The 21,894-nt window shown below is 71.3% G+C and carries 17 protein-coding genes; 8 read left to right on the forward strand and 9 right to left on the reverse strand.

What is annotated here, in order from left to right; translation table 11 throughout:
* Positions 1–49: 49 nt before the first annotated feature.
* Positions 50–1,369 (forward strand): MFS transporter, encoded by a 1,320-nt coding sequence (locus HUT10_RS03930; RefSeq protein WP_217709543.1) that lies wholly within the window; start codon positions 50–52, stop codon positions 1,367–1,369.
* Here HUT10_RS03930 and HUT10_RS03935 read toward each other — a convergent pair.
* From HUT10_RS03935 to HUT10_RS03950, 4 genes are all read right to left on the reverse strand, one after another.
* The gene (locus HUT10_RS03935) at positions 1,366–1,737 is read right to left on the reverse strand and encodes a hypothetical protein (RefSeq protein WP_176169905.1); all 372 of its coding nucleotides are present in this window, start codon (positions 1,735–1,737) and stop codon (positions 1,366–1,368) included. The genes HUT10_RS03930 and HUT10_RS03935 overlap by 4 nt on opposite strands.
* On the reverse strand, positions 1,738–2,487 hold the full coding sequence (locus HUT10_RS03940) for an FHA domain-containing protein (RefSeq protein ID WP_176169906.1): 750 nt from the start codon (positions 2,485–2,487) through the stop codon (positions 1,738–1,740).
* 83 nt (positions 2,488–2,570) lie between these two features.
* A complete protein-coding gene (locus tag HUT10_RS03945) occupies positions 2,571–4,673 on the reverse strand; it encodes a (Fe-S)-binding protein (RefSeq protein WP_176169907.1) in 2,103 nt (700 codons plus the stop codon).
* Between the two features lie 30 nt (positions 4,674–4,703).
* Positions 4,704–5,120, reverse strand: a complete 417-nt coding sequence (locus HUT10_RS03950) for a hypothetical protein (RefSeq protein WP_176169908.1) — start codon at positions 5,118–5,120, stop codon at positions 4,704–4,706.
* Between the two features lie 221 nt (positions 5,121–5,341).
* Here HUT10_RS03950 and HUT10_RS03955 point away from each other — a divergent pair, with 221 nt between their 5' ends.
* Positions 5,342–6,004 carry a nitroreductase family protein gene (locus HUT10_RS03955; protein ID WP_176169909.1) on the forward strand — a complete coding sequence of 221 codons (663 nt, stop codon included), beginning with the start codon at positions 5,342–5,344 and terminating at the stop codon, positions 6,002–6,004.
* Positions 6,005–6,007: 3 nt separating this feature from the next.
* Here the strand turns inward: HUT10_RS03955 and HUT10_RS03960 are convergent, their stop codons facing one another.
* The 3 genes from HUT10_RS03960 to HUT10_RS03970 all read right to left on the reverse strand — a co-directional run bounded on the left by HUT10_RS03960 (position 6,008) and on the right by HUT10_RS03970 (position 10,689).
* Positions 6,008–8,107, reverse strand: coding sequence for an EAL domain-containing protein (locus HUT10_RS03960; RefSeq protein ID WP_176169910.1), 2,100 nt, complete (start codon positions 8,105–8,107; stop codon positions 6,008–6,010).
* A gap of 81 nt (positions 8,108–8,188) precedes the next feature.
* On the reverse strand, positions 8,189–9,286 hold the full coding sequence (locus tag HUT10_RS03965; protein WP_176169911.1) for an alpha/beta fold hydrolase: 1,098 nt from the start codon (positions 9,284–9,286) through the stop codon (positions 8,189–8,191).
* 71 nt (positions 9,287–9,357) lie between these two features.
* Positions 9,358–10,689 carry a cytochrome P450 gene (locus tag HUT10_RS03970; protein WP_176169912.1) on the reverse strand — a complete coding sequence of 444 codons (1,332 nt, stop codon included), beginning with the start codon at positions 10,687–10,689 and terminating at the stop codon, positions 9,358–9,360.
* Between the two features lie 124 nt (positions 10,690–10,813).
* On the opposite strand from HUT10_RS03970, the gene HUT10_RS03975 reads away from it, so the two are divergent.
* The gene (locus HUT10_RS03975) at positions 10,814–11,638 is read left to right on the forward strand and encodes an SAM-dependent methyltransferase (RefSeq protein ID WP_176169913.1); all 825 of its coding nucleotides are present in this window, start codon (positions 10,814–10,816) and stop codon (positions 11,636–11,638) included.
* 1 nt (position 11,639) lies between these two features.
* On the opposite strand, the gene HUT10_RS03980 is transcribed toward HUT10_RS03975, so the two are convergent.
* A complete protein-coding gene (locus tag HUT10_RS03980; RefSeq protein ID WP_176169914.1) occupies positions 11,640–14,567 on the reverse strand; it encodes a glycoside hydrolase family 3 protein in 2,928 nt (975 codons plus the stop codon).
* A gap of 343 nt (positions 14,568–14,910) precedes the next feature.
* Between HUT10_RS03980 and HUT10_RS03985 the strand changes: the two genes are divergently transcribed.
* From HUT10_RS03985 to HUT10_RS04005, 5 genes are read left to right on the forward strand one after another with little or no spacing between them, the layout of a single operon-like run.
* On the forward strand, positions 14,911–15,918 hold the full coding sequence (locus tag HUT10_RS03985) for a LacI family DNA-binding transcriptional regulator (protein WP_176169915.1): 1,008 nt from the start codon (positions 14,911–14,913) through the stop codon (positions 15,916–15,918).
* Between the two features lie 38 nt (positions 15,919–15,956).
* Entirely contained in the window at positions 15,957–17,192 is a 1,236-nt protein-coding gene (locus tag HUT10_RS03990; protein WP_176169916.1) for an ABC transporter substrate-binding protein, read from the forward strand.
* A complete protein-coding gene (locus tag HUT10_RS03995; RefSeq protein ID WP_176169917.1) occupies positions 17,189–18,127 on the forward strand; it encodes a carbohydrate ABC transporter permease in 939 nt (312 codons plus the stop codon). The genes HUT10_RS03990 and HUT10_RS03995 overlap by 4 nt, the downstream gene beginning before the upstream one ends.
* Positions 18,124–18,939: a carbohydrate ABC transporter permease gene (locus HUT10_RS04000; protein ID WP_176169918.1), complete on the forward strand. Its 816-nt coding sequence runs from the start codon at positions 18,124–18,126 to the stop codon at positions 18,937–18,939. Before HUT10_RS03995 ends, HUT10_RS04000 begins: the two co-directional genes overlap by 4 nt.
* A gap of 20 nt (positions 18,940–18,959) precedes the next feature.
* On the forward strand, positions 18,960–20,963 hold the full coding sequence (locus HUT10_RS04005) for a TIM-barrel domain-containing protein (protein WP_176169919.1): 2,004 nt from the start codon (positions 18,960–18,962) through the stop codon (positions 20,961–20,963).
* Here the strand turns inward: HUT10_RS04005 and HUT10_RS04010 are convergent.
* Positions 20,950–21,888, reverse strand: a complete 939-nt coding sequence (locus HUT10_RS04010) for a pentapeptide repeat-containing protein (RefSeq protein WP_176169920.1) — start codon at positions 21,886–21,888, stop codon at positions 20,950–20,952. The two genes, HUT10_RS04005 and HUT10_RS04010, sit on opposite strands and share 14 nt — an antisense overlap.
* Between the last annotated feature and the right edge of the window lie 6 nt (positions 21,889–21,894).

Below are 21,894 nucleotides of genomic sequence, written 5' to 3' on the forward strand. Positions count from 1 at the left end.
ATTGCTTCCCCGCCGCAGCAACGAAGCACGGACGTCAGGAGCACCTCCCGTGACCGGATCGATGCCCCGCAAGGCGGCCCTGGCCGCCTGGATCGGCAGCGCGCTCGAGTACTACGACTTCTTCATCTACGGCACCGCCGCCGCGCTCGTGTTCGGCAAGGTGTTCTTCCCCGCCTCCTCCCCCGCCACCGGCACCCTGCTCGCGCTGGCCACCTTCGGCGTCGGCTACCTCGCCCGGCCGGTCGGCGCCTTCGTGCTCGGCCACGTCGGCGACCGGTTCGGCCGCAAGCGGGTGCTCGTCTTCACCCTGCTGCTCATGGGCTTCACGACGTTCTGCGTCGGCTGCCTGCCGACGTACGCGAGCGTCGGCGTGCTCGCCCCCGTGCTGCTGGTCGTCCTCCGGCTGCTGCAAGGGCTTTCCGCGGCCGGCGAGCAGGCGGGCGCGAACTCGATGTCCCTGGAACACGCCCCCGAGCACCGGCGGGCCTACTTCACCAGCTTCACCCTGAGCGGCACGCAGGCCGGGCAGATCCTGGCCACCGCGATCTTCCTCCCCGTCGCCGCACTCCCCCAGGCCGACCTGCTGGCCTGGGGCTGGCGGCTGCCGTTCTGGGGCAGCGCACTCGTCGTGGTCGTCGGCTTCGTGATCCGGCGCAAGCTCGACGAGACACCGGTGTTCGCCCGCACCGAGGTGGCGAAACTGCCGGTCGCCCTGCTGTTCCGGGACCACTGGGCGGACGTCCTGCGGGTGGTCGTCGCGGCGACGATCGCCTCGGTGAGCACGATCTTCACCGTCTACGCGCTGAGCTACGCGGTCAACACGATCGGGCTGGCCCGCACCCCGATGCTCTGGGTCGGCGTGCTCGCGAACATCGTCGCGCTGGGGGCGATCCCGCTGCTGGCCGGGGTCGCCGACCGCGTCGGGCGCAAACCGGTGTTCATCACCGGCTGCCTGGCCTGCGGGGTGCTCATCTTCCCGTACCTGTGGTCGGTTTCGATCGGCTCGTACGCGCTGCTATTCGTGCTGGGCATCCTGCTCTTCGGGGTGGCCTACTCCGGGGTCAACGGGGTCTGGCCGTCGCTGTACGGCGAGATGTTCACCGCCCGCGTCCGCCTGTCGGGCATGGCGATCGGCACCCAGATCGGCTTCGCGGTCGCCGGCTTCGCCCCCAGCGTCGTGGCGGCGATCGGCTCCGGCAAGGGCGACTGGCTCGGCGTCGCGATCTTCACCGCGGCGGTCTGCGTCGTGGCCGCGCTCGCCGCGGCGACGGCCCGCGAGACCTACCGGGTGCCGACCGCGCAGCTGGGCGCCAAGGCGCCCCACGCCGACACACCGTCCACTGTGGTCGCGTCCGCTGTGGACGGTTAGCAGGGGATACCCACCGCCGCGGCCAGAGCGCGAACGGCGGTCCACAGCCCGGCGCCGGCGGTCGCGAGGCCGCCGGCGTCCCGGAGCAGGTCGCGAGCCCGGCGCACCTTCGCGCCCACGCCGGTTCCGCCGTGCACGACGTCCCGGTCGACCTCGTCGAGGGCGTCGTGCACGGCTTCTTTCGTGGCCGGCGGCAGCCGGGCCGCGTCGAGTTCCGCGCGGACCGACCGCACCAACGCGGCGACCTGCCGCGCGTCGAGGCCGCGGTGGATCTGCTGGTGTCCACCGTGGACGGTGTTGATGTCGCCGTGGACGGCGTTGTTGACCGTTCCGGCCGACACGTCCCCGTGGAAGTGGATGCCGTCCACCTAGCGCCTCCTGTTCCGGCGCCGCTCGCGCGCCGCCTTGGCCATCACCAGCCCGATCGTCGCCACCACCCCGCCGAGCCCGAACAGGGCGAACCCCACCACCCCCAGCGGCACGCCGTCGAAGACGTCCGGGCCCAGCAGCGACGGCGGCGTCCCGAACCCGTCCGCGGTGACCGCCTTGGCGAACCGGAAGATCACCGACGCCCAGATCGCGAAGCCGGCCAGCACCATGAGCAGCCCGAGCACCATGACCGCGCGGCCGGCGCCCCGCCCGGTGGCCAGTTCCGAGATCAGCTGCCCTTCGGGGGTGCTGAACTCGTACTGGTGGTGCTGGCGGTTGTCGTAGCTGTTGTTGACATCGCGCCCGGCGTTGTTGATCGTCCCGGCCGACACGTCACCGAAGGAGACACCGGACGCCGACCGCTGCCAGTTCCGGGTCTGCTGCACCCCGCCCGCACCGTCGGAGTAGACCGCGGGGACCGGACCGAACTCGAGCCGGTCGCCGTGGCGGAGCGGGTGGTCCTGCCGCGGTGCCAGCCGCCGCCCGTTGACCCAGGTGCCGTTCCGCGACCCGGCGTCGGCCACCCACGTCCCGCGCGCGTCCTGCCGGATCCAGGCGTGCCGCAGGGAAACCTGGTCGGAGACCAGCCGCAGGTCCGCGTCGGGCCCACGCCCCACCAGCCACGAACCCCGGCGCACCTCCAGGCGCGCCCCGGACCCACCGAGCGTTTCGATCCTCGCCCCGGACATCGGTCTTCCTCCCGCCGCACGGCTCCCTGTTCAGGAAGAGCCGTGCGGCGGCCGGGAGATATCCGGCGAACGGGTGAACCCGTTCAGACCTTCGGGGCGGGGGTGTCCGCGGCCTTCACCCGCTCCAGCAGCAGCTGGGCCACATCGCGGACGTCGACTTTCTCCGCCTTCTGCTCGCTCTGCCGCTGGACCAGCCCGTCGGTCAGCATCACGCGGCAGAACGGGCAGCCCGTCACGATCGTCTCCGCGTCCGTGGCGATCGCCTCGTCCACGCGTTCCAGGTTGATGCGCTTGCCGATCTGCTCTTCCATCCACATCCGGGCGCCGCCGGCACCGCAGCACAGTGCCCGGTCCGCGTGGCGGGGCATCTCCGCCAGCGACGCGCCGGTGGCGCCGACCAGTTCGCGCGGGGGTGTGTAGACCTTGTTGTGGCGGCCCAGGTAGCACGGGTCGTGGTAGGTGACGCGCGGGCCGTCCTCCACCGGCTTCACCGGGGTCAGCTGACCGCCGCGGACCAGGCGGTTGAGCAGCTGCGTGTGGTGGACCACCTCGTAGTGCCCGTCCAGCTGGGGGTACTCGCGGCTCAGGGTGTTCAGGCAGTGCGGGCAGGTCGTGACGATCTTGCGCAGCCGCGGCTCACGGCCCTCGAACACGGCGTTGAGCGTCTCGGCCGTCTGCTGGGCCATCATCTGGAAGAGGAACTCGTTGCCCGCGCGGCGGGCCGGGTCCCCGGTGCAGGACTCCTCCTTGCCGAGCACCACGTACTTCACCCCGGCGATGTGCAGCAGCTCGGCCGTGGCGCGGACGGTCTTGCGCGCCTGGTCGTCGAACGCGCCGGCGCAGCCGACCCAGTAGACGTACTCGACGTCCTCGGCCAGCTCGCCGTCGAACACCGGGACGTCGAAGCCGAGGTCCTTGGTCCACGCGAGCCGCTCGGAGTTGTTCTGGCCCCACGGGTTGCCCTTGGTCTCCAGGTTCTTGAACAGCCCGCCCAGCTCGGTCGGGAACGCCGACTCGATCATCACCTGGTAGCGGCGCATGTCGACGATGTGGTCGACGTGCTCGATGTCCACCGGGCACTGCTCGACGCACGCGCCGCAGGTGGTGCACGACCACAGCACGTCCGGGTCGATGACGCCGCCGTCGTCCTCCGGCCCGACCAGCGGGCGCGCGCCCTCGTGCTCGGTGCCCGCCAGGATGTAGGGCGCCTCCTCGAACAGGTTGTCGCGCAGGTTCATGATGACGAGCTTCGGCGACAACGGCTTGCCCGTGTTCCACGCCGGGCACTGCGACTGGCAGCGGCCGCACTCGGTGCAGGTGGCGAAGTCCAGCATGCCCTTCCAGGTGAAGTCGCCGATCTTGCCGCGGCCGAACGTGTCGTCCTCGCCCGGGTCCTCGAAGTCGATCGGCTTGCCACCGGACTCCATCGGCAGCAGCGGGCCGAGCGCGTCCGGCAGCCGCTTCGCCGAGACGTTGATCGGCGCGACGAAGATGTGCAGGTGCTTGGAGTAGAGCACGATCGACAGGAACACCAGCATCACGCCGATGTGCAGCAGCAGGCCGACGGTCTCCAGCACCTCGGTCGTCGAGTGGCCGAGCGGCTCCAGCAGGTTCCCGACGCCGAGCGAGACGTACGCCCCGTTGTCGTACGGGAAGTTGCCGGAGGCCGACGAGGCGCCGCGGAAGAAGAACATCGTCCAGACGACGTTGAAGATCATGAACAGGATCAGCCAGGCGCCGCCGGTGTGCGAGCCGTAGAAGCGGGACGCGCGGTCCTTGCGCTCGGGGGCGTTCCGGATCCGGATGACGGTGAAGACGCCGAGCGAAACGGCCACGGCGACGGCGATGAAGTCCTGCAGGAACCCGAGCACCGCCCAGTGGCCGATCCACGGGATGGCGAACTTCTCGTCGAACAGCGCGCCGTACGCCTCGAGGTACACCGAAGCGAGGATCACGAAGCCCCAGAACGTGAAGAAGTGCGCCAGGCCGGGCACCGACCACTTCAGCAGCTTGCGCTGACCGAACACCTCGCGCACCTGTGCGAAGAGCCGGGCGCCCAGCTCGCCGGACCGCTTGGTGTCGGGCTGGCCTGCCTTGATCAGCCGGTACAGGAAGGCCACGCGCTTGCCGGCGACGGCGAGGCCGACGACGGTCATGAGCAGGCCGAGGATGAGACGAACGAGCACGAGTCCTCCGGACGTACTTGAAGGACCGGCTCAGTGCGAGCCGGTGTAGTACCGGCACGCCTTGCACGCGTACCGCATCTTCGCGATCCGCCAGTGCTTCCGGTACAGATCGAGGTCGGGCGAGCGCCGGACGCCGAGGCGCTGGTAGCGCCCGGGCCGCCGGCCGGTTTCGTACTGCTCGGTCGCGCGGCCGAGGTGGGCGCGCCGCAGCACGCACCCCCGCGTCCGGCAGCGGCCCAGCGCGGCGCGGCAGAACCGGTGCAGCAGCACGAGGTCGCCGGTCACTTCTTCGACCACGCCGTAGCCGGGGTGGTCACCCGGCCCGGTGAGCCGCACCGGCAGCCCGCAGTACGCGCATTTGAGCGTGCAGGGCAGGCAGCCGGTGAGGTGCCGGATCCGCAGTTCGCGCCGGTCTTCGGAGCCGGGTCCTCGGACGCGCGACGCCATGAAGCCTCCCGGATCGACTGTGATCAGCACCACTGTCTGCTACTGGAGGGTAATGAGGAGGTCACTTCGCGCGACAGGACCGAACAGCCCAGTTTCGCTGGGCTGTTCGGCGCAATTTCCGGAGGAAGGATCACCTTACTGTCCGTACAACGGACACTCAACACCGCGAATCGTACGTTCGGACCTGCTGCCGTCTCCGTGTTCCCCGCCACAATCCGGGCATGACCTACCACCCGGTCCCCTACCGGCCCGCCCGGTTGCCCGAAGACGAAGCGCTCGCCCAGGCCGCCGCGCTGCGCCGGCGGATGGAAGCCCGGCGCTCGGTGCGCATGTTCTCCCCCGACCCGGTCCCCGAACGCGCGGTGCTCGACGCCATCGCGGTGGCCTCCACCGCGCCGAGCGGGGCGCACCAGCAGCCGTGGACGTTCGTCCTGGTGTCGGACCCGCAGGTGCGCCGCCGGATCCGCGAGGCGGCCGAAGCCGAGGAGCGCGTTTTCTACGGCGGCCGGCTCGGCGACGAGTGGCTCGACGCGCTCCGGCCGCTCGGCACGGACGCGGTGAAGCCCCACCTGACCGACGCGCCGTACCTGATCGTCGTGTTCCAGCAACGGTTCGCCCTCGACGAGGACGGCGGCGTCCGCAAGCACTACTACGTCGACGAGTCGGTCGGCATCGCGGTCGGCATACTGCTCACCGCACTGCAGGTGGCCGGCCTGGCCGCGTTGACGCACACGCCGTCGCCGATGCGGTTCCTCGGGGAGCTGCTGGGCAGGCCGCGCAACGAAAAGGCGTTCGCGGTCATCCCGGTCGGCTACCCGGCCGACGACTGCGTCGTGCCCGACCTGCGGCGCAAGCCCCTCGACGAAGTCCTCGTGCGGATCTGAGCCTCAGCCGGGCAAGCCGTCCGGCAGGCCGGGGAACGCCGGGCCGGACAGCAGGTCCGCGCCCCGGTCCTGCCACCAGGCGGCCTCGTCCGCGGTGCGCACCCCGGCGACCGACACCGCCGCCCCGGCTGTGTGGGCCGCGTCGATCAACGCCGACAGGGGCCCGGTCACCAGCGGGTGGTCCCGCTTGGCGGCCAGGTTCGGCGCGATCCGGACGGCGTGGACCGGGAACTCCGTCAGGCAGGTGGCGTCACCGAAACCGTGGATCTCCGCCCGCACCCCGATCTCCGCCAGCACCTTGAGGTTGTCGGCCGCGTCGCCGCCCTCGGCCGTGAGCGCCGCGGCCGGGAAGCCGGGACGCAGGTGCTCCGGCGGCAGGCCCGTGTCGTCCAGGACGCGGCGGATCTCCCCGACCAGGTCGGGGTCCGCCGCCTGCTGCGCCGTGAGCTCCAGGACCAGCGGCACACCGGCCCCGGACGCGGCCAGCCGCTCGGCCGCCGTGCGCAGCAGCCACGTCCCCAGCGGCAGCGCCAGCCCGGTTTCCGCGGCCCGCCGCACGCACGTTTCGTGCGGCAGCACGCCTTCGGCCGGGTGGTTCCAGTGCAGCCGCGCTTCGACGCCCGCCACCGCACCGCTCGCCGCGGCCACCAGCACGCGGTAGCGGACTTCGATCTCGCCGTTCTCCCACGCGCCCGCCATCGACGCGGCCAAGCCGAAGTCGTGGCGGTCGCGCCGGTCCAAGTCGCGGTCGAACAGGCCCCACTGGTTGCCCGTCCGCTGGGCGCGTCGCAGGGTCAGGTCCGACGCCTGGAGCAGCTCCGCGGGCGTGATGTCGCGCGGCGGCCGGTGGACGACACCGATGGCGGCCGACACCGCGACCCCGCGCTGCCCGTCGACGTACTCCGCTTCGCCGAGCTCGGTGCCGATCCGGCGGACGAGCGCCACCACGCCCGGCGTCTCGGCCGTGTTCTGCACCAGCACCCCGAACTCGTCCCCGCCGAGGCGGGCCACCAGTGCCTTCTCCGCCTCGAACACCAGCTTCAGCTTGGCGGCGACCCCGCGCAGCACGCGATCGCCGAGCTCCTGGCCGAGCCCGCCGTTGATCCGGGAAAAGCCGTCGAGGTCGAGATGGAACAGGGTGACCCCGCGCGCCGGATCGGCGTCGCGCAGCAGGGTTTCCAGGCGGGTGCTGAAGAACTGCCGGTTCGGCAGCCCGGTGAGCACGTCGTGCAGGGCCTGGTGGCTCAGCCGCCGCTGCAGCAGCGACACCTCGGTGTCGTCGTCGACGATGGTGAGCAGCTGCCGGGGCGCGCCGGCCGCGTCGCGGATGACCGACGCGGCGAACGTCGCCCACATCGGCTCGCCGTCCTTGCCGACCAGGCGGCGGCCGGCGCGCAGCCGGTGCAGCCGGCCGGCCACCAGTTCGCGGTAGCCGTCCCGCAGCTGCTCGACGTCCTCGGGGTGGACGAGGTCGAACAGCGTGAGAGCGGCGATTTCCGCCGGCGTCCGCCGGAGCGTCTTGGCCAGCGCCGCGTTGGCCCGCAGCACCCGGCCGTCCAGCTCGGTGAGCGCGACGCCGCTGGCCGAGCCGGCGAACACCTCCTCGAACTGCGCGCGGGAGATGACGTGCTTCTGCCGCGTTTCCTGCTCGACCTTGAGCAGCGCGCGGCTCAGGCCCTCCTGCCGCTTCTGGATGTCCTCGCGCAGCATCTCGCCGTAGCCGGAGCTGAACGCGCCGAGCACCAGCACGACCCGCTCGGCCAGCCCGTCGGTCCCACGCAGCTCGGGCTCGCGCACCAGGGCCTTGCCCAGCACCTCGAGGCTGCGGCGCAGGCTGTCGGCGCCGACGCAGCGCAGTTCGACGAGCCGCCCGCCCGCGTCCGCGGCCGCCGCGAGGTCCGGCGGGTCGCCCGCCACCGCGTCGAACAGCCGCCCGGCCAGGACGCCCAGCTCGCGTTCGATCTCTTCGGGCGTGTGCGGCAGGTAGGCCGTGGTGCTGATCAGGTAGCCCCACTTGCGCGCGAGCGTGCCGAGCCGTTTCGCCGCGCGGTCGGCGGACGGCTTCTTCCGCGGAACGTCGCCGCGGGGTTGGGGAGCAGTCACCTCAGGCTGTCCAAGGGTTCAGTGCGCACCGGACGGGTCAATCGATATATCTTGGCCCGGAATTGCGCGACACGCACGGATTCAGTTACGTCCGATCGAGTGATAACCCTGCGGAGCGATCCCCAGGCTGCCCTGCAGCCAGGAGCGGGTGGCACTGCGGTATTCGCCGGCGTTTTCGTGCAGCGCCACGGAATGCCCCGCGCCGGGCAGCACGTACATCGACAACTTCGACGGGTCCGCGTAGTAGGGCGCTTCCTGCGCGCGCAGCACCGCGGCGTCGGAACAGTCGCGCAACGCCAGCACTCCGCAAAACAGGACGTCTTTTTCTCCCACCACCTGGAAAACCGGTGCGGTGATTCCCCACGTCGCGGGCAGCACGATACCGAACAACGCGACCGTGCCCATCCCGGGAACCGAAACCTGGTCCTTCGTCGCCTCGTCGGCCGCGATCACGGCCGGGTCGGCGTCGCCCGCGGCGTAGAACAGGCCGGCCCGCGCGCCTGGCCTCGTCGTGAAGTACAGCGGATCACTGCCGAGCCGCCCGAGCTGCCCGTCGAGCAGCGCCGGCTGCAGGCCGAGCGCCGCGCCGAGGGCGAGCACGGGCAGCGCGGGCAGGTGCGTGATGCCGGTCAGGACGACCCCGTCGACGTCGTGGTAGGTGGACGCCTCCACGGCGACGATCCCGGACCCGACCGAGTGCCCGACGATGACCACCTTCGCGAACGGGACCCCGCCGACCCGGCCGGCCCGCAGGTGGCCGACCACCTCGTGCATCGATTCGGCGGCCGCCCAGACCGACAGCGGCAGGCTCAGCGGCCGGCTGCTGCCCCCGGCGCCGAGCTGGTCGGCGGCGAAGGTCGCGTAGCCGTGCGCGGCCATGTCGCGCTGGTAGGAGTAGCGCTCCGGCTGGTACGGCAGGTCCCAGTACGCGCTGTTGTACGTCCCGCCGTGCACGAGCAGCTGGACGGTGTCGGGGGCATCGCCGGCGGGCAGGCACAGCCGGCCGTGCACGATCGACGGCGCACCCGGCACCAGCGGCGGCAGGCCGGGGCCGGTGACCGGCAGATCCGTGTCGCTGCAGGAAATCGCGGCGGCCTCGGCCGGCACCGCCGCGGTCAGGGACGCGAACAGGATGCCGCAACCCAGCAACGCCGACGTCACCTTGACGGGCAGCTTCACGCGCACTCCCTCTGGACTCGGACAGGTGAAGGAACTCGGAAACACTACACCCGGTAGCCGAACGCGTACCGTCAGGTCGTGCGCGGCACCACCGTCATCGGAAGCCGGTTCGGCTGCATGGTGGCCTTGATCTGCGCGTACACCTTCCGGCCCGGCACCGGCACCAGCCGCCACCGCGCCCCGATGGTGGCGGCGACGATGGCGATCTCCGTCGGCGCGAACACGTGCCCCGGGCACAACCGGGCACCCGCGCCGAACGGGATGTACGCGCCCTTCGGCAGTTCCGCCGCGCGGCCGGGCGCCCACCGGTCCGGGTCGAACCGGTCCGGCTCGGGGAACCAGCGCGGATCGCGGTGCAGCGTGTGCTGGCTGACCGCGACCTCGCTGCCCGCCGGGATCGCCACCCCGCCCAGCTCGACGTCCTCCCGCGCGCGGCGCATCAGGATCAGCGGCGGGGTGCGGCGGACGATCTCGTTGACGATCTGGTGCGTGTACGCGAGGTCGGGCAGGTCCTCGAAGCGCGCGGGACGGCCGCCGAGGACTTCGTCGACCTCGGCGTGGAACCGCCGCTCGACGTCCGGATGCTGCCCCAGCTCGTGGAAGAACCAGGCGAGCGCGACCGCGGTGGTCTCGGCGCCGGTGGTCAGGATGGTGATGACCTCGTCGTGGACCTGGCGGTCGGACATGCCCTCGCCGGTGTCCTCGTCGCGGGCCAACAGCAGCATCGAGAGCAGGTCGCCGTGATCGGCGCCGGTTTCCCGGGCCGCGACCACGGTTTCGCCGATCACCTCGCGCAGGCGCGCCGCGGCGGCGTCGAACCGCCGGTTGGGCGGGATCGGCAGCTTCTCGACGAACCTCGGGGAGAACGCCCGGACCAGCACGTACTTGAGCATGATCGGGATCGAGCGGCGGATCTCGGCCAGTGCGTCTTCGCCCAGTGCGGTGGAGAACAACGTCTGCCCGGCGATGGTCAGCACCAGGTCCTGCATCCGCCGGTCGAACTCGACGACTTCGCCGGGCCGCCACGAACTCGCCAGGTCGTCGGCCAGCCTCGTCATGGTGTGCTCGGCGTAGCCGGCGATCCGCGTGCGGCCGAAAGCGGGCATCACCAGCCGGCGCTGGCGGCGGTTGAGCTCGCCGTTCGAGGTGGCCAGGCCATCGCCGAAGAGCGGGCGCATCTTGTCGAAGACCAGGCCCTTGTCGAACTTGTCGGCGTCGGTGGCCAGCAGCTGCCAGGCCGGCTCCGGCGTGGTGACCACGTGCACCGGCAGCGGACCGAGGTGGATCTTGACGACTTCTCCGTGTGCCGGAAGGGAAGTGAAGAACCCGAGTGGGTTGCGCAGCAGCGGCAGCGTGTGCCCGAGCAGGGGCCACCGGCCGGGAACGGGACGCGCGTTCGTCATGGCCTCGCCTCCCTCGTGACCGGGACACCTTAGCCGGGGCCCGGCCGGCGGGAGCGCGAGTCCACACGAACGGGTGAGAGGACTAAGCTCCGTGCCTCGAGCGTCCGCGAGGGTGGGAGGTCCCGTGACCGGAGAACTGAGCTGGGTACCGCCGGAGATCGACACCACGGTGCCGAACCCGGCCCGGGTGTACGACTTCTGGCTGGACGGCGACCACAACTTCGCGGCCGACCGGGCGCTGGGTGAACAGATCCTGAAGATCATGCCGGGCATCCGCGACGCGGCCCGGCTCAACCGCGCGTTCCTCCGCCGCGCCGCCCGCGCCATGGTGGACGCCGGGGTCCGGCAGTTCCTCGACGTCGGCTCCGGCATCCCGACGGTCGGCAACCTGCACGAGATCGTCCAGCAGCTCGACCCGGCCTGCCGGGTGGTCTACGTCGACCGCGAACCGGTCGCCGTGGCGCACAGCGAACTGCTGTTGCAGGGCAACGACAACTGCGCGGTGCTGCAGGCCGACCTGCGCGACGTCAACGACATCTTCGACGCCGAGCCGGCCCGCCGGCTGCTCGACCCGGACCAGCCGACCGGCGTGTTCATGTTGCTGCTGCTGCACTTCGTCCCCGATTCCTGGGACCCGGCCGGCATCCTGGCCCGCTACCGCGACCGGCTCGCCCCGGGCAGTTTCCTGGCCCTCACCCACGTCGCGGCGGATTCCGGTTCGGCGGGCCTCGACGAGGCGATCGAGGTGTACACGGAACGGCAGAACCAGCAGAACCGGCCGTTCCCGCGCACGCACGACCAGGTGCTCCGGTTCTTCGAGGGCTTCGACCTCGTCGAACCGGGCCTGGTCGGCTGCGCGATGTGGAACCCCGAAGGGGTGGGCGACGTGTCCGACACCCACCCCTCGGTCAACTCGCTCCCCTACGCCGGGGTCGGCCGGAAACCGTAGATCACTTCAGCGAGAAGCTCGCCTGGTTCACCGGACCGTCGAAGGTCAGGTACACGTCGTGGCGCCCGCTCGCCTTCGCCAGGGCCGCCGTCACCGTGGCGTACGCGTACCGGTCGCCGGTGCCCGGGACCGAAGCCGTGCCCAGGACCGGGCCGGTCGGCGAGTCCACGCGGACCGTGACCTTCGACGGCGTCAGCGCGGACACCGTGGCCGAGAACCGCGCCGGGCCGTTCAGCGCCACATCCCGGTACGCCACCCAGCTCCCGGCGACACCCGCGACCGAGGTGCCGGAGACCTTCGACGTGTCCGTCAGCGTCGTCCCGGAGTAGTCGTCGAAGTTCTGGGCCTGCGTCGGACGGCTCAGGTCGCGCGGCTGCGGCCGTTCTCCCGGGACGTGAACCGGCTGCGGCGCCGAAAGCTCGGAAGCGTTGCGGCCCACCGAGAACTCGTGGACGCCGGCCGCCACCACGGACCGCTCGCGCGAGACGTCCCAGGTCGCCAGGTCCGCCACCGGCACCTCGAACCGCACCGTGCGTGTCTCCTTCGGGGCCAGGGCCACCTTGGCGAAGTCCCGCAACCGCTGCACGCCGGCGTTCTTCGAGTACAGCTGGACGACGTCGCTGCCGGACCGGGTTCCGGTGTTCGTCACGTCGACGCTGACCCGGACCTCGTCCCCGGCACGCACCGCACGCACCCGGTCGTACCGGAAGCCGGTGTAGCTCAGCCCGTAGCCGAACGGGAACAGCGGCTTTCCCCGGTAGTACTGGTAGGTCATCCCGGTCTTGGCGATGTCGTAGTCCAGGATGCCCGGCAGGCCGGCGTCGGAGGCGTACCAGGTCTGGGTCAGCCGCCCGCCCGGGTCCTGGTCACCGAAGAGCACGTCGGCGACCGCGTGCCCGGTTTCCTGCCCGGCGTGGCTGGTCCACAGGATGCCGGGTACCGAGAGCGTGTCCCAGCCGGTCGTCGGGTAGCTGTTCTCCACCACGACGACCGTGTGCGGGTTCGCCTTCTGCACCGCTTCGATCAGCGCGCGCTGCGCCGGGGCGAGCTCGGTGCTGGTGCGATCGTTGGCCTCGCGGCCGTTGATGAACGGCATGCTGCCGACCACGACGACGGCAGTGTCCGCGTCCTTCGCGGCGGCGACCGCGCTGCCGACGCCGCTGGTCAGCACGTCCCGGCCGAACTTGGTCGCGTGCGCGGCGTCCGGGGCCGAGATCGTCACGACCCCATCGGTGCCGACGACAGCGAACTTGTTCGGGCCGAACCACGGTTCGTTCACCTCGTTGCCCGCGTACTCGAGCACGTAGCTGCCGTCGGGCTGGGCGTCGAGCTTCAGCTGCTGCTGCACGAACCAGCCTGCCGGCTGGTCGGCGTCGTTGACCAGCGCGCCCCCGGAGTAGCTGAGGAACTTGCCGTTGGCGGCCGCGCGCAGGGTGTTCTTGCCCGCGCCCCAGTCGTAGACGTCGAAGGACTCGGCCGGGCCGGCCACGGTCCCGCCCGCGGTCACCTTGCCGGTGGTGGCGGGTGCGGTCAGGTACCTGCCGGTCGAGAGGTCCTTCAGCGCGATCCGGTCGACGCCTTCGGCCGAGGAGACCGTGCCGGCCGCACCGAGCCGCTCCTTGATGCCCTGCACCGGCGTCACCTTGTACTGCATCGCGCCGCTGTACCAGTCTTCGTACAGGGTGTCCGAGAGCGGGCCGACGACCGCGATCTTCTTGTTCCGTGCGGCGGCCAGCGGCAGGGCGCCGCCGTTGTTGCGCAGCAGCACCATCTGCTCGACGGCGGTCCGGCGCGCCAGCGCCCGGTGTTCGGGCGAGCCGATGACCGCCGGGGTGATCTTCGCGTAGGGGTTGCGGCCCGGCGGGTCGAACTCGCCGAGCCGGAACCGCAGGGACAGCAGGTGGCGGTCGGCGTTCTCGACGTCGGCCATGGTCAGGAACCCCTTGGCCAGTGCCTCCTTGACCGCCGCCACGGTGATCGAGCCGTCGGTGTCGTTGTCGGTGAAGCTGTCGAGCCCCGCCTTGATCGCCGCCGCGTCCGCTTCGGCCTTGGTGGCGTAGTACTTCTCGGAGTTGACCAGGTTGGAGGGCGCGCCGGCGTCGCTGACGACGGCGATGTCCTGCGGCGCCCACTTGCGCAGCGCGCCGTCGAGGTCCGGGCTCACGTGGTTGGGCCGGCCGTTGACCAGGTTGTACGACGGCATCACGGCGTTGGCCGCGCCCGCCCGCAGCGGGATCTTGAACGCCTGCTCGTCGTAGTCGTGCAGGATTTTCGGCGGCACCGAGGAGTTGCTTGTGTCGCGGTCGGCTTCGTTGTTGTAGGCGAGGAAGTGCTTCAGCGTCGGGGCGGCCTGCAGGTACCGCGGGTCGTCCCCCTGCATGCCGCGGCCGTAGGCCACCGCCGTCTTCCCGGTCAGGTAGGGGTCTTCGGAGTAGCCCTCTTCGTTGCGGCCCCACCGCGGGTCGCGCAGCAGGTTCACCACCGGGGCCCACAGGTTCAGGCCCCACAGCGTCGGGTTGCGGGCGTTGAAGCCGCGCGCTTCCTGCCCGACCGCCGCACCCACCTGCTTGACCAGCGCCGGATCCCACGTACTGGCCAGCCCGATCGCCTGCGGGAACACCGTGCCGTCGGCCTTCACGACCGCGCCCTTGTTGTCGTAGTCCGTCGACCAGGCCACGCCGTGCAGGGCTTCGGTGCCGGTCTTGAACACGCCGATGCCCAGCCGCGGGATGGCCGGTTCGTACTGGTGCAGCAGCGAGATCTTCTCGTCCGCGGTCAACCGGGACAGCAGGTCGTCGATCCGCGTGGCCAGGGGCAGCGACGGGTCGCGGAACGGGGGTGGCGGGGCCGCGAGCGCCGGTGACGGCGTCACCAGCAGGGTCGCGGCCACCGCCGGGACGAGGGCACGGCGGAAGAAGGACAAGCGCACGGACGGCCTCCGATTCGTCGAATCGTTTCGACGGCGCGGCGCGGAACATTCGCGTCGAACGGCGGGGAACCCGACGACTATTACAGTCGTGTGAGCGGGAGGTCAAGACATGCTGAAAACGCTCCCAGACTTCTCGCCCGACCGCGCCGATGGTGGCTCTGAGCTGCATAAAGATCCTTCAACAGGTGCTTTCGACGATTTCGACGAAGAGGCTTGTTGTCGAATAACCGTCGAATACCCGCAACCGGCGAATGATGCTTGTGTTTCCGGCGGGTGTCACTTACCTTCGTGCCATCGTCGATGCGCTTCGACAGCTGCCAGCCCCGTCCCCAGGAGGCCGCCCGTGGTCACGATCAACGACGTCGCCAACGCGGCCGGGGTCGCCCCCAGCACGGTGTCGTACGTGATCAGCGGCAAGCGCTCGATCTCGCCGAAGACCCGGCGGCTGGTCGAGGACAGCATCCGCAAGCTCGGCTACCACCCGCACGCCGGGGCGCGGGCGCTGGCCAGCAGCAAGACCAACGTGCTCGCCCTGGTCGTGCCGCTGCGCACGGACCTCAACGTCGCCGTCGTGATGGAGTTCGTCGCCTCGGCGGTCACCGCGGCCCGCGCGCACGACCACGACCTGCTGCTGCTCACCAAGGACGAAGGACCGGCGGCACTGCAGCGGGTGGCGTCCTCGGCGATCGCCGACGCGCTGATGGTGATGGACGTCGAAGCCGCCGACCCGCGGGTGCCGATGCTGCTGGCGCTCGACCTGCCGGTGGTGCTGATCGGCGTACCCGACCACCCGGCCGGGCTCAGCTGCGTGGACCTCGACTTCACCGCGGCCGCTTCGACGTGCGTCGCGCACCTGGCCGAGCTGGGCCACCGCTCGATCGCGCTGATCGGCCCGTCCCCCGCCGTCTACCGGCGTGGCACGAGCTACGCGACGCGGTTCCTGCGCGGCTTCGACGAAGCCGCGAAGAGCCGTGACGTGCGTACGGCTTCCCGGGCGTGCGCGCATTCCTACGAAGCGGTGAGCGCCTGCGTCGGCGAGCTGCTCGCCGCCGATCCCGGCCTGACCGGCCTCGTCGTGCACAACGAGGCCGTGCTGCCCGGGCTGCTGTCGGACCTGCGCCACCGCGGCCTGCGGGTGCCCGAGGACATCTCGGTGATCGCCGTGTGCCCGGACAGCATGGCCGAGCAGCACGCCGTCGCGCTGACCAACGTGGCCATCCCGGCCGAGGAGGTCGGCACCCAGGCCGTCGAAATGACCATGCGCCGGCTCGCCGGCCACACCACCCCGGAGGTCCGCCTGCTCGGGCCCCGCCTCACCCGGCGCGAGAGCACCGCCGCGCCGCGCGCCTAGACCGACCGGTTCTGCTCCGCCGTCGAAGGAGAATCACCATGACCTCGATTCGTCGCGCCCTCGTGCTGACCGCGGGCGCCGCGCTGCTGGCCGGCTGCAGCCCCAGCCCGACGGCCCCGGCCGCGCCGGGCGGTGCCGACGCCCCGGCCGCCACGTCGATCACCGAGCTCGACTACTACGCCGACGAACAGGGGTCGGCCGCCTGGCAGAAGATCCTCGACACCTGCGCCGCGCAGACCGGGATCAAGATCGAGCGCCAGAAGGTGCCGACCAACCAGATGCTGCCGAAGGTGCTGCAAAGCGCCAGTTCGAAGACACTGCCCAACCTGCTCTTCACCGACAACCCGACGCTGCAGCAGGTCGCCGCCACCGGCGCGCTGACCCCGCTGAGCGACTACGGCATCAGCACCGACGGCTACTACGACAGCATCGTGAAGGCCGGGACCCACCAGGGCAAGGTGTACGGTGTCGCCCCCGGCGTCAACGGCCTCGCGCTGATCTACAACAAGGACCTGCTGCAGGCCGCGGGGGTCGAGCCGCCGAAGACGTGGGACGAGCTGAAGACCGCCGCGGCGAAGCTGACCAAGGACGGCAAGTACGGGCTCGCGTTCTCGGCCATCCCGTCCGAGGAGGGCACCTGGCAGTTCCTCCCGTTCTTCTGGAGCAACGGCGCGGAACTGTCCCAAGTGGACTCACCGAAGGCGGCCCAGGCGCTGCAGTACGTCACCGACCTGGTGAACTCGGGTTCGGCGTCGAAGTCGGTGGTGACCTGGAACCAGAACGACGTCGCCGACCAGTTCGTCGGCGGCAACGCGGCGATGATGATCAACGGGTCGTGGAACATCGCCCGGCTCGACGAGCAGAAGTCGCTGCACTACGGCGTCGTGCCGATCCCGGTGCCGCACGACGGCGGCAAGCCGGTGGTCGCCCTCGGCGGCGAGGTCGGCACCGTCCCGGTGACCACCGGGCCCGCCCAGCAGGCCGCCGGGAGGGTGCTCTCCTGCATCCTCTCCGAGCCGACGATGGTCGAGTGGAGCAAGGCGCACGCCTACATCCCGTCGAAGACGGCCGTGGCGCGGAAGTTCGGCGCGGACCAGCCGGCGATGCAGGCGTTCGTCGACGAGGTCGGCACCGCCCGCTCCCGCACCGCCGAACTCGGCGAGAAGTACCCGAAGGTTTCGCAGGCGCTGGCCGACGCGCTCCAGGCGGCGCTGACCGGCAAGACCCCGGTCGACCAAGCCCTCGAGGCCGCCCAGCAGGCGAGCGGCTCGTGACGCTCGCCGCCGCCCCGGCGGTCTCGGCGGCCCCCCGCGCGAACCGGAAGTCCCGCCGGGACAACCGGTTCGCCGCGTGGGCGTTCCTGCTGCCCGCCCTGGCCTACGTCATCGTGTTCTTCGGCTACCCCCTGGTCGCGAACCTGGTGATGAGCACCCAGGACTACACGGTGAAGTCCTTCTACACCGGCGAAGCACCGTTCGTCGGCCTCTCGAACTACTCCGCCGTGCTGAACAACCCGTTGTTCTCGACGGCGGCGCTCAACACGGTGCTGTTCACCGCCGGGTCGCTCGTCTTCCAGTTCGGCATCGGCCTGGCGCTCGCGGTGTTCTTCAACGGCCGCTTCCTCGGCAGCGCGCTGCTGCGGTCGCTGCTCCTGCTGCCGTGGCTGCTGCCGCTGGTGGTCAGCGGCGCGGTCTGGCGGTGGATGTTCGACCAGGACCACGGCGTGCTCAACGCCGGCCTGCGGTTCCTGGGCTTCGACGCGGTGCCGTGGCTGAGCAGCACGAGCTGGGCGCTGCCGGCGGTGATCCTGACCAACATCTGGATCGGCATCCCGTTCAACCTGGTGATCCTGCACGGCGGGCTGCGCGCGATCCCGGCGTCGCTCTACGAAGCCGCGGCGCTGGACGGCGCCGGGGCGTGGCAGCGGTTCCGGCACGTCACCTGGCCGCTGCTGCGGCCGGTCACCGGGATCGTGCTGATGCTCGGGCTGGTCTACACGATCAAGGTGTTCGACGTGATCATGGTGGTCACCGGCGGCGGGCCGGCCAACGCGACCCAGACGCTGACCACGTGGTCGTACCGGCTGTCCTTCCAGGACTTCGCGTTCGGGCAGGGCGCCGCGGTCGGCAACGTCCTCATCGTGGTGGCGACCCTCTTCGGGCTGCTCTACCTGCGCTCGGCGAAGGCGACCCTGGCGGAGGCGGCATGAAGACGGCGAACTGGCCGCGGACCGCGCTCGGCGTGCTGATCGTCGCGGTGCTGCTGTTCCCGCTGTACTGGATGGTCAACGCTTCGCTGCAGCCCAGCGGCGCCCTGCTGCGCCCGGACCCGGCGTTCTTCCCGGTCGGCGGCACCCTGGACGGGTATCGCAAGGCCTTGTCCTCCCAAGGGCCGCACCTGCTCTCCAGCGTCGTCGTCGCACTCGGCACGGTGGCCGTGTCGCTGCTCGTGGCGGCCCCGGCGTCGTACGCGCTGGCCCAGCTGAAGGTGCGCGGCGGGCCGGTGCTGGTGTTCGTCCTGCTCATCGTGCAGATGATCCCGGGCATCGTGATGGCCAACGCGCTCTACACCGTGTTCAGCAACCTCGGCCTGATCGACAACTACCTCGGTCTGGTGCTCGCCGACTCGACCGCGACCATCCCGTTCGCCGTCCTGCTGCTGCGGGCGTTCATGATCTCCGTGCCGAAGGAGCTCACCGAAGCGTCCCGGGTGGACGGTGCCGGGTACTGGCGCACGTTCTCCTCGATCATCCTGCCGGTCAGCCGCAACGCCCTCGTCACCGCCGGGCTGTTCTCGTTCCTGTTCGCCTGGGCCGACTTCCTGTTCGCCGTCACGCTGACCACCGGGCAGTCGTTCGAACCCATCACCGTGGGCATCTACCGGTTCGTCGGCAACCAGTCCGCCGACTGGAACGGGATCATGGCCACCGCCGTCCTCGCCGCGATCCCCGCGGCCGTCCTGCTGGTCGTCGCCCAGCGCTACGTCGTCGCCGGGCTCACCAGCGGCGCCGTCAAAGACTAGTTCTTCCCAAGGAGACCCGCGTGATCGCCACGACCGAAGACGGCCGCTCGCTCGAAGTCAGCGTGCGGCACGAGGTGCTGCGCATCGAGCCGTGGGGGGACGGCAGCCTGCGCGTGCGGGCCGGGCGGCACCGCATCCTCGAGGACGTCCCGGGCGCGCTGCTGCCCGCGAAGCCGTCCGCCGCCACCGCCGAGACCGACGGCCGGTACGGCCGCGTGGTCAACGGGGCGCTCACGGCGATCGTCGAGATCGCCGACACCGACACCGGGATCGACGCGCAGCTGAAGTTCGTCCGCACGGACACCGGTGAGGAGCTGCTGTCCGAGCAGCGCGCGCACTTCTGGTGGCCGGGGGCGCGGCTGTTCATGCCCTCGCGCAACGGCTACGGCCGGCTGGAACAGCGCTTCAGCGCCTACGAAGACGAGCGGATCTTCGGGCTCGGGCAGCACACCCACGGCAAGCTCGACCAGAAGGGCCTGGTGCTCGACCTGGTGCAGCGCAACGCCGAGGTGTCGGTGCCGTTCCTGCTGTCCAGCCGCGGCTACGGGTTCCTGTGGAACAGCCCCGCCGTCGGCCGGGTCGAGCTCGCGGCCAACGGCACCCGCTGGGTCGCCGACGACGCCCGCCAGCTCGACTACTGGGTCACCACCGGCGACGGCCCCCGCCGGATCCTGAGCCACTACGCCGACGCGACCGGCCACGCGCCGATGCTGCCGGAGTGGGCCGCGGGGTTCTGGCAGTCCAAGCTGCGCTACCGGACGCAGGAGGAACTGCTGTCCGTCGCCCGGGAGTACCACGCGCGGGGACTGCCGCTTTCGGTGATCGTCGCGGACTTCTTCCACTGGACCCACCTGGGCGACTGGAAGTTCGACCCGGCCGAGTGGCCGGACCCGGCCGGGCTGGTGCGCGAGCTCGACGGACTCGGCGTCAAGCTGATGGTCTCGGTGTGGCCGTCGGTGAACCCGCTCTCGGAGAACTACCGCGAACTGCACGAACAGGGCCTGCTGGTCGCCGCCGAGAGCGGCGTCCCGGCGCACGCGCCGTGGAAGGACAAGGGGTTCGGTGTCGAGATGCCGGTGGCCTTCTACGACGCGACCAACCCCGAGGCGCGGCGGTTCGTCTGGAGCAAGGTCAAGGAGAACTACTACGACCTGGGTGTGCGCGCCTGGTGGCTGGACGGCGACGAGCCGGAGATCCAGCCCGGCCACCCGCACAACCTCGGCTTCCACGCCGGCCCGGGCGCGGAGGTGTTCAACCTCTACCCGCAGGCGAACGCGCAGACGTTCCACGACGGCATCCGCGCCGAGGGCGACGACGAAGTGGTGCTGCTGTCCCGCTCGGCCTGGGCGGGCAGCCAGCGGTTCGGGGCGGCGCTCTGGTCGGGCGACATCGGCGCGACGTGGGAATCACTGCGGACGCAGGTCCGGGCCGGGCTGAACGTGGCGCTGGCCGGTATCCCCTGGTGGACCACGGACATCGGCGGCTTCCACGGCGGCGATCCCGGCTCGCCGGAGTACCGCGAGCTGATGGTCCGCTGGTTCTCCTACGGTGTGTTCTGCCCGCTGTTCCGCCTGCACGGCTTCCGCGACCCGCGCCCGGCGTTCGGACCGGAGATGACCGGTGGCCCCAACGAGGTCTGGTCGTTCGGTCCGTCGGCCTACGAGGCGATCACGGCGTCGCTGCGGTTGCGCGAGCGGCTGCGGCCGTACCTGATGGCGCAGATGCGGGTGGCCCACGAGCAGGGGATCCCGCCGATGCGCCCGGTGTTCGTCGACTTCCCGGCGGACCGTGCCGCCTGGGACGTGGACGACCAGTTCCTGCTCGGCCCGGACGTGCTGGTGGCGCCGGTGCTCGAACCGGGCGTCACCACCCGCCGGGTGTACCTCCCGGCCGGGGCGGTGTGGACGGACGCGATCACCGGCACGCAGCACGAAGGCGGCGACTGGGTCGAGGCCCCGGCCCCGCCGGAACGCATCCCGGTCTTCCTCCGCGACGGGGCGGACCTGCCGATCAAGCCCGAGTGAACCCGGCCCACCGCGGGGGCTGGGGCTCGCCGGGCGCCCAGCCCGGCGGCCAGGTCCGGACGACGCGCGCGTCCGTCCGGACCCGCGCCCCGGTGAAGTCGAAGCCGGCGGCGGTCGCGCCCGTGAAGTCCGCGGGGCCGCTGAAGCGCGCCCGGGTGAAGAGCACGCCGGCGGCGAACCGGCTGCCGGAGAAGAGCGTGCGGCCGGCGAACCCGGTCGCCTCGAACGAGACTTCGTCGCCGAAGGCGGCCGAAGTGAAGTCCGTGCGGGCCGAGAAGCGGGCGTGGTCGAACCACACCGGGCCCGCGGCGGTCACCCCGGCGAAGTCGGCGGTACCGGTGAAGGTGGCGTTCTCGAAGTCGGCGCCCGTCCCGAACCGGGCACCGCCGAAGAAGGCGTGGCGGGCGAAGCACGAACCTTGGAAGCTCACCAAGCCGGTGAAGCGCGCGTCGCCGAAGCGGGCGTCGTCGGCGAACCGCACGCCGTGGAAGCGCGCGTCGCGGACTTCGCAGCCGCGCAGGTCGACGGCGTGGAGCACCAGGTGGTCCAGCTCGACGTCCATCCCGGGCCAGAACCGCGGGGCTCCCGGGCGCAGGTGCGGCAGCAGGAGCCGCCACAGCTCGGCCTGCCAGGCCACCGAGTCCGGCCACCCGGACCGGAACCGGTCCAGGATCCGGTCGACGCACTCCTGGCGCAGCTCCGGGTCCCCGTCGGCCCGCTCGGCGAGCGTGGTCAGCTCGGCCAGCCGCGCGGTGCGCTCGTCGGCCAGCAGCCGGGCGGCGACTTCCCCGGGCACCGGCTCCGGCGGCGCCGCGGGGGTGAGCACCTCGGCGGGCCGGTCCCGGCGCAGGAGCAGCCACGCGGTGACCGAGCCGGAGACGGCGCCGATCACCGCGAGGACCGCGAACGGCGTGACGGTGGACATACCCGG

Origin of the sequence: Amycolatopsis sp. Hca4 (assembly GCF_013364075.1) — a bacterium.
Taxonomy (GTDB): Bacteria; Actinomycetota; Actinomycetes; order Mycobacteriales; family Pseudonocardiaceae; genus Amycolatopsis.

Bases quoted from the DNA above. Each gene is read 5' to 3' on its own strand.
- HUT10_RS03940 (WP_176169906.1), bottom strand. From the start codon at position 2,487: ATGTCCGGGGCGAGGATCGAAACGCTCGGTGGGTCCGGGGCGCGCCTG.
- HUT10_RS03950 (WP_176169908.1), bottom strand. From the start codon at position 5,120: ATGGCGTCGCGCGTCCGAGGACCCGGCTCCGAAGACCGGCGCGAACTG.
- HUT10_RS03955 (WP_176169909.1), top strand. From the start codon at position 5,342: ATGACCTACCACCCGGTCCCCTACCGGCCCGCCCGGTTGCCCGAAGAC.
- HUT10_RS03970 (WP_176169912.1), bottom strand. From the start codon at position 10,689: ATGACGAACGCGCGTCCCGTTCCCGGCCGGTGGCCCCTGCTCGGGCAC.
- HUT10_RS03990 (WP_176169916.1), top strand. From the start codon at position 15,957: ATGACCTCGATTCGTCGCGCCCTCGTGCTGACCGCGGGCGCCGCGCTG.
- HUT10_RS04000 (WP_176169918.1), top strand. From the start codon at position 18,124: ATGAAGACGGCGAACTGGCCGCGGACCGCGCTCGGCGTGCTGATCGTC.
- HUT10_RS04010 (WP_176169920.1), bottom strand. From the start codon at position 21,888: ATGTCCACCGTCACGCCGTTCGCGGTCCTCGCGGTGATCGGCGCCGTC.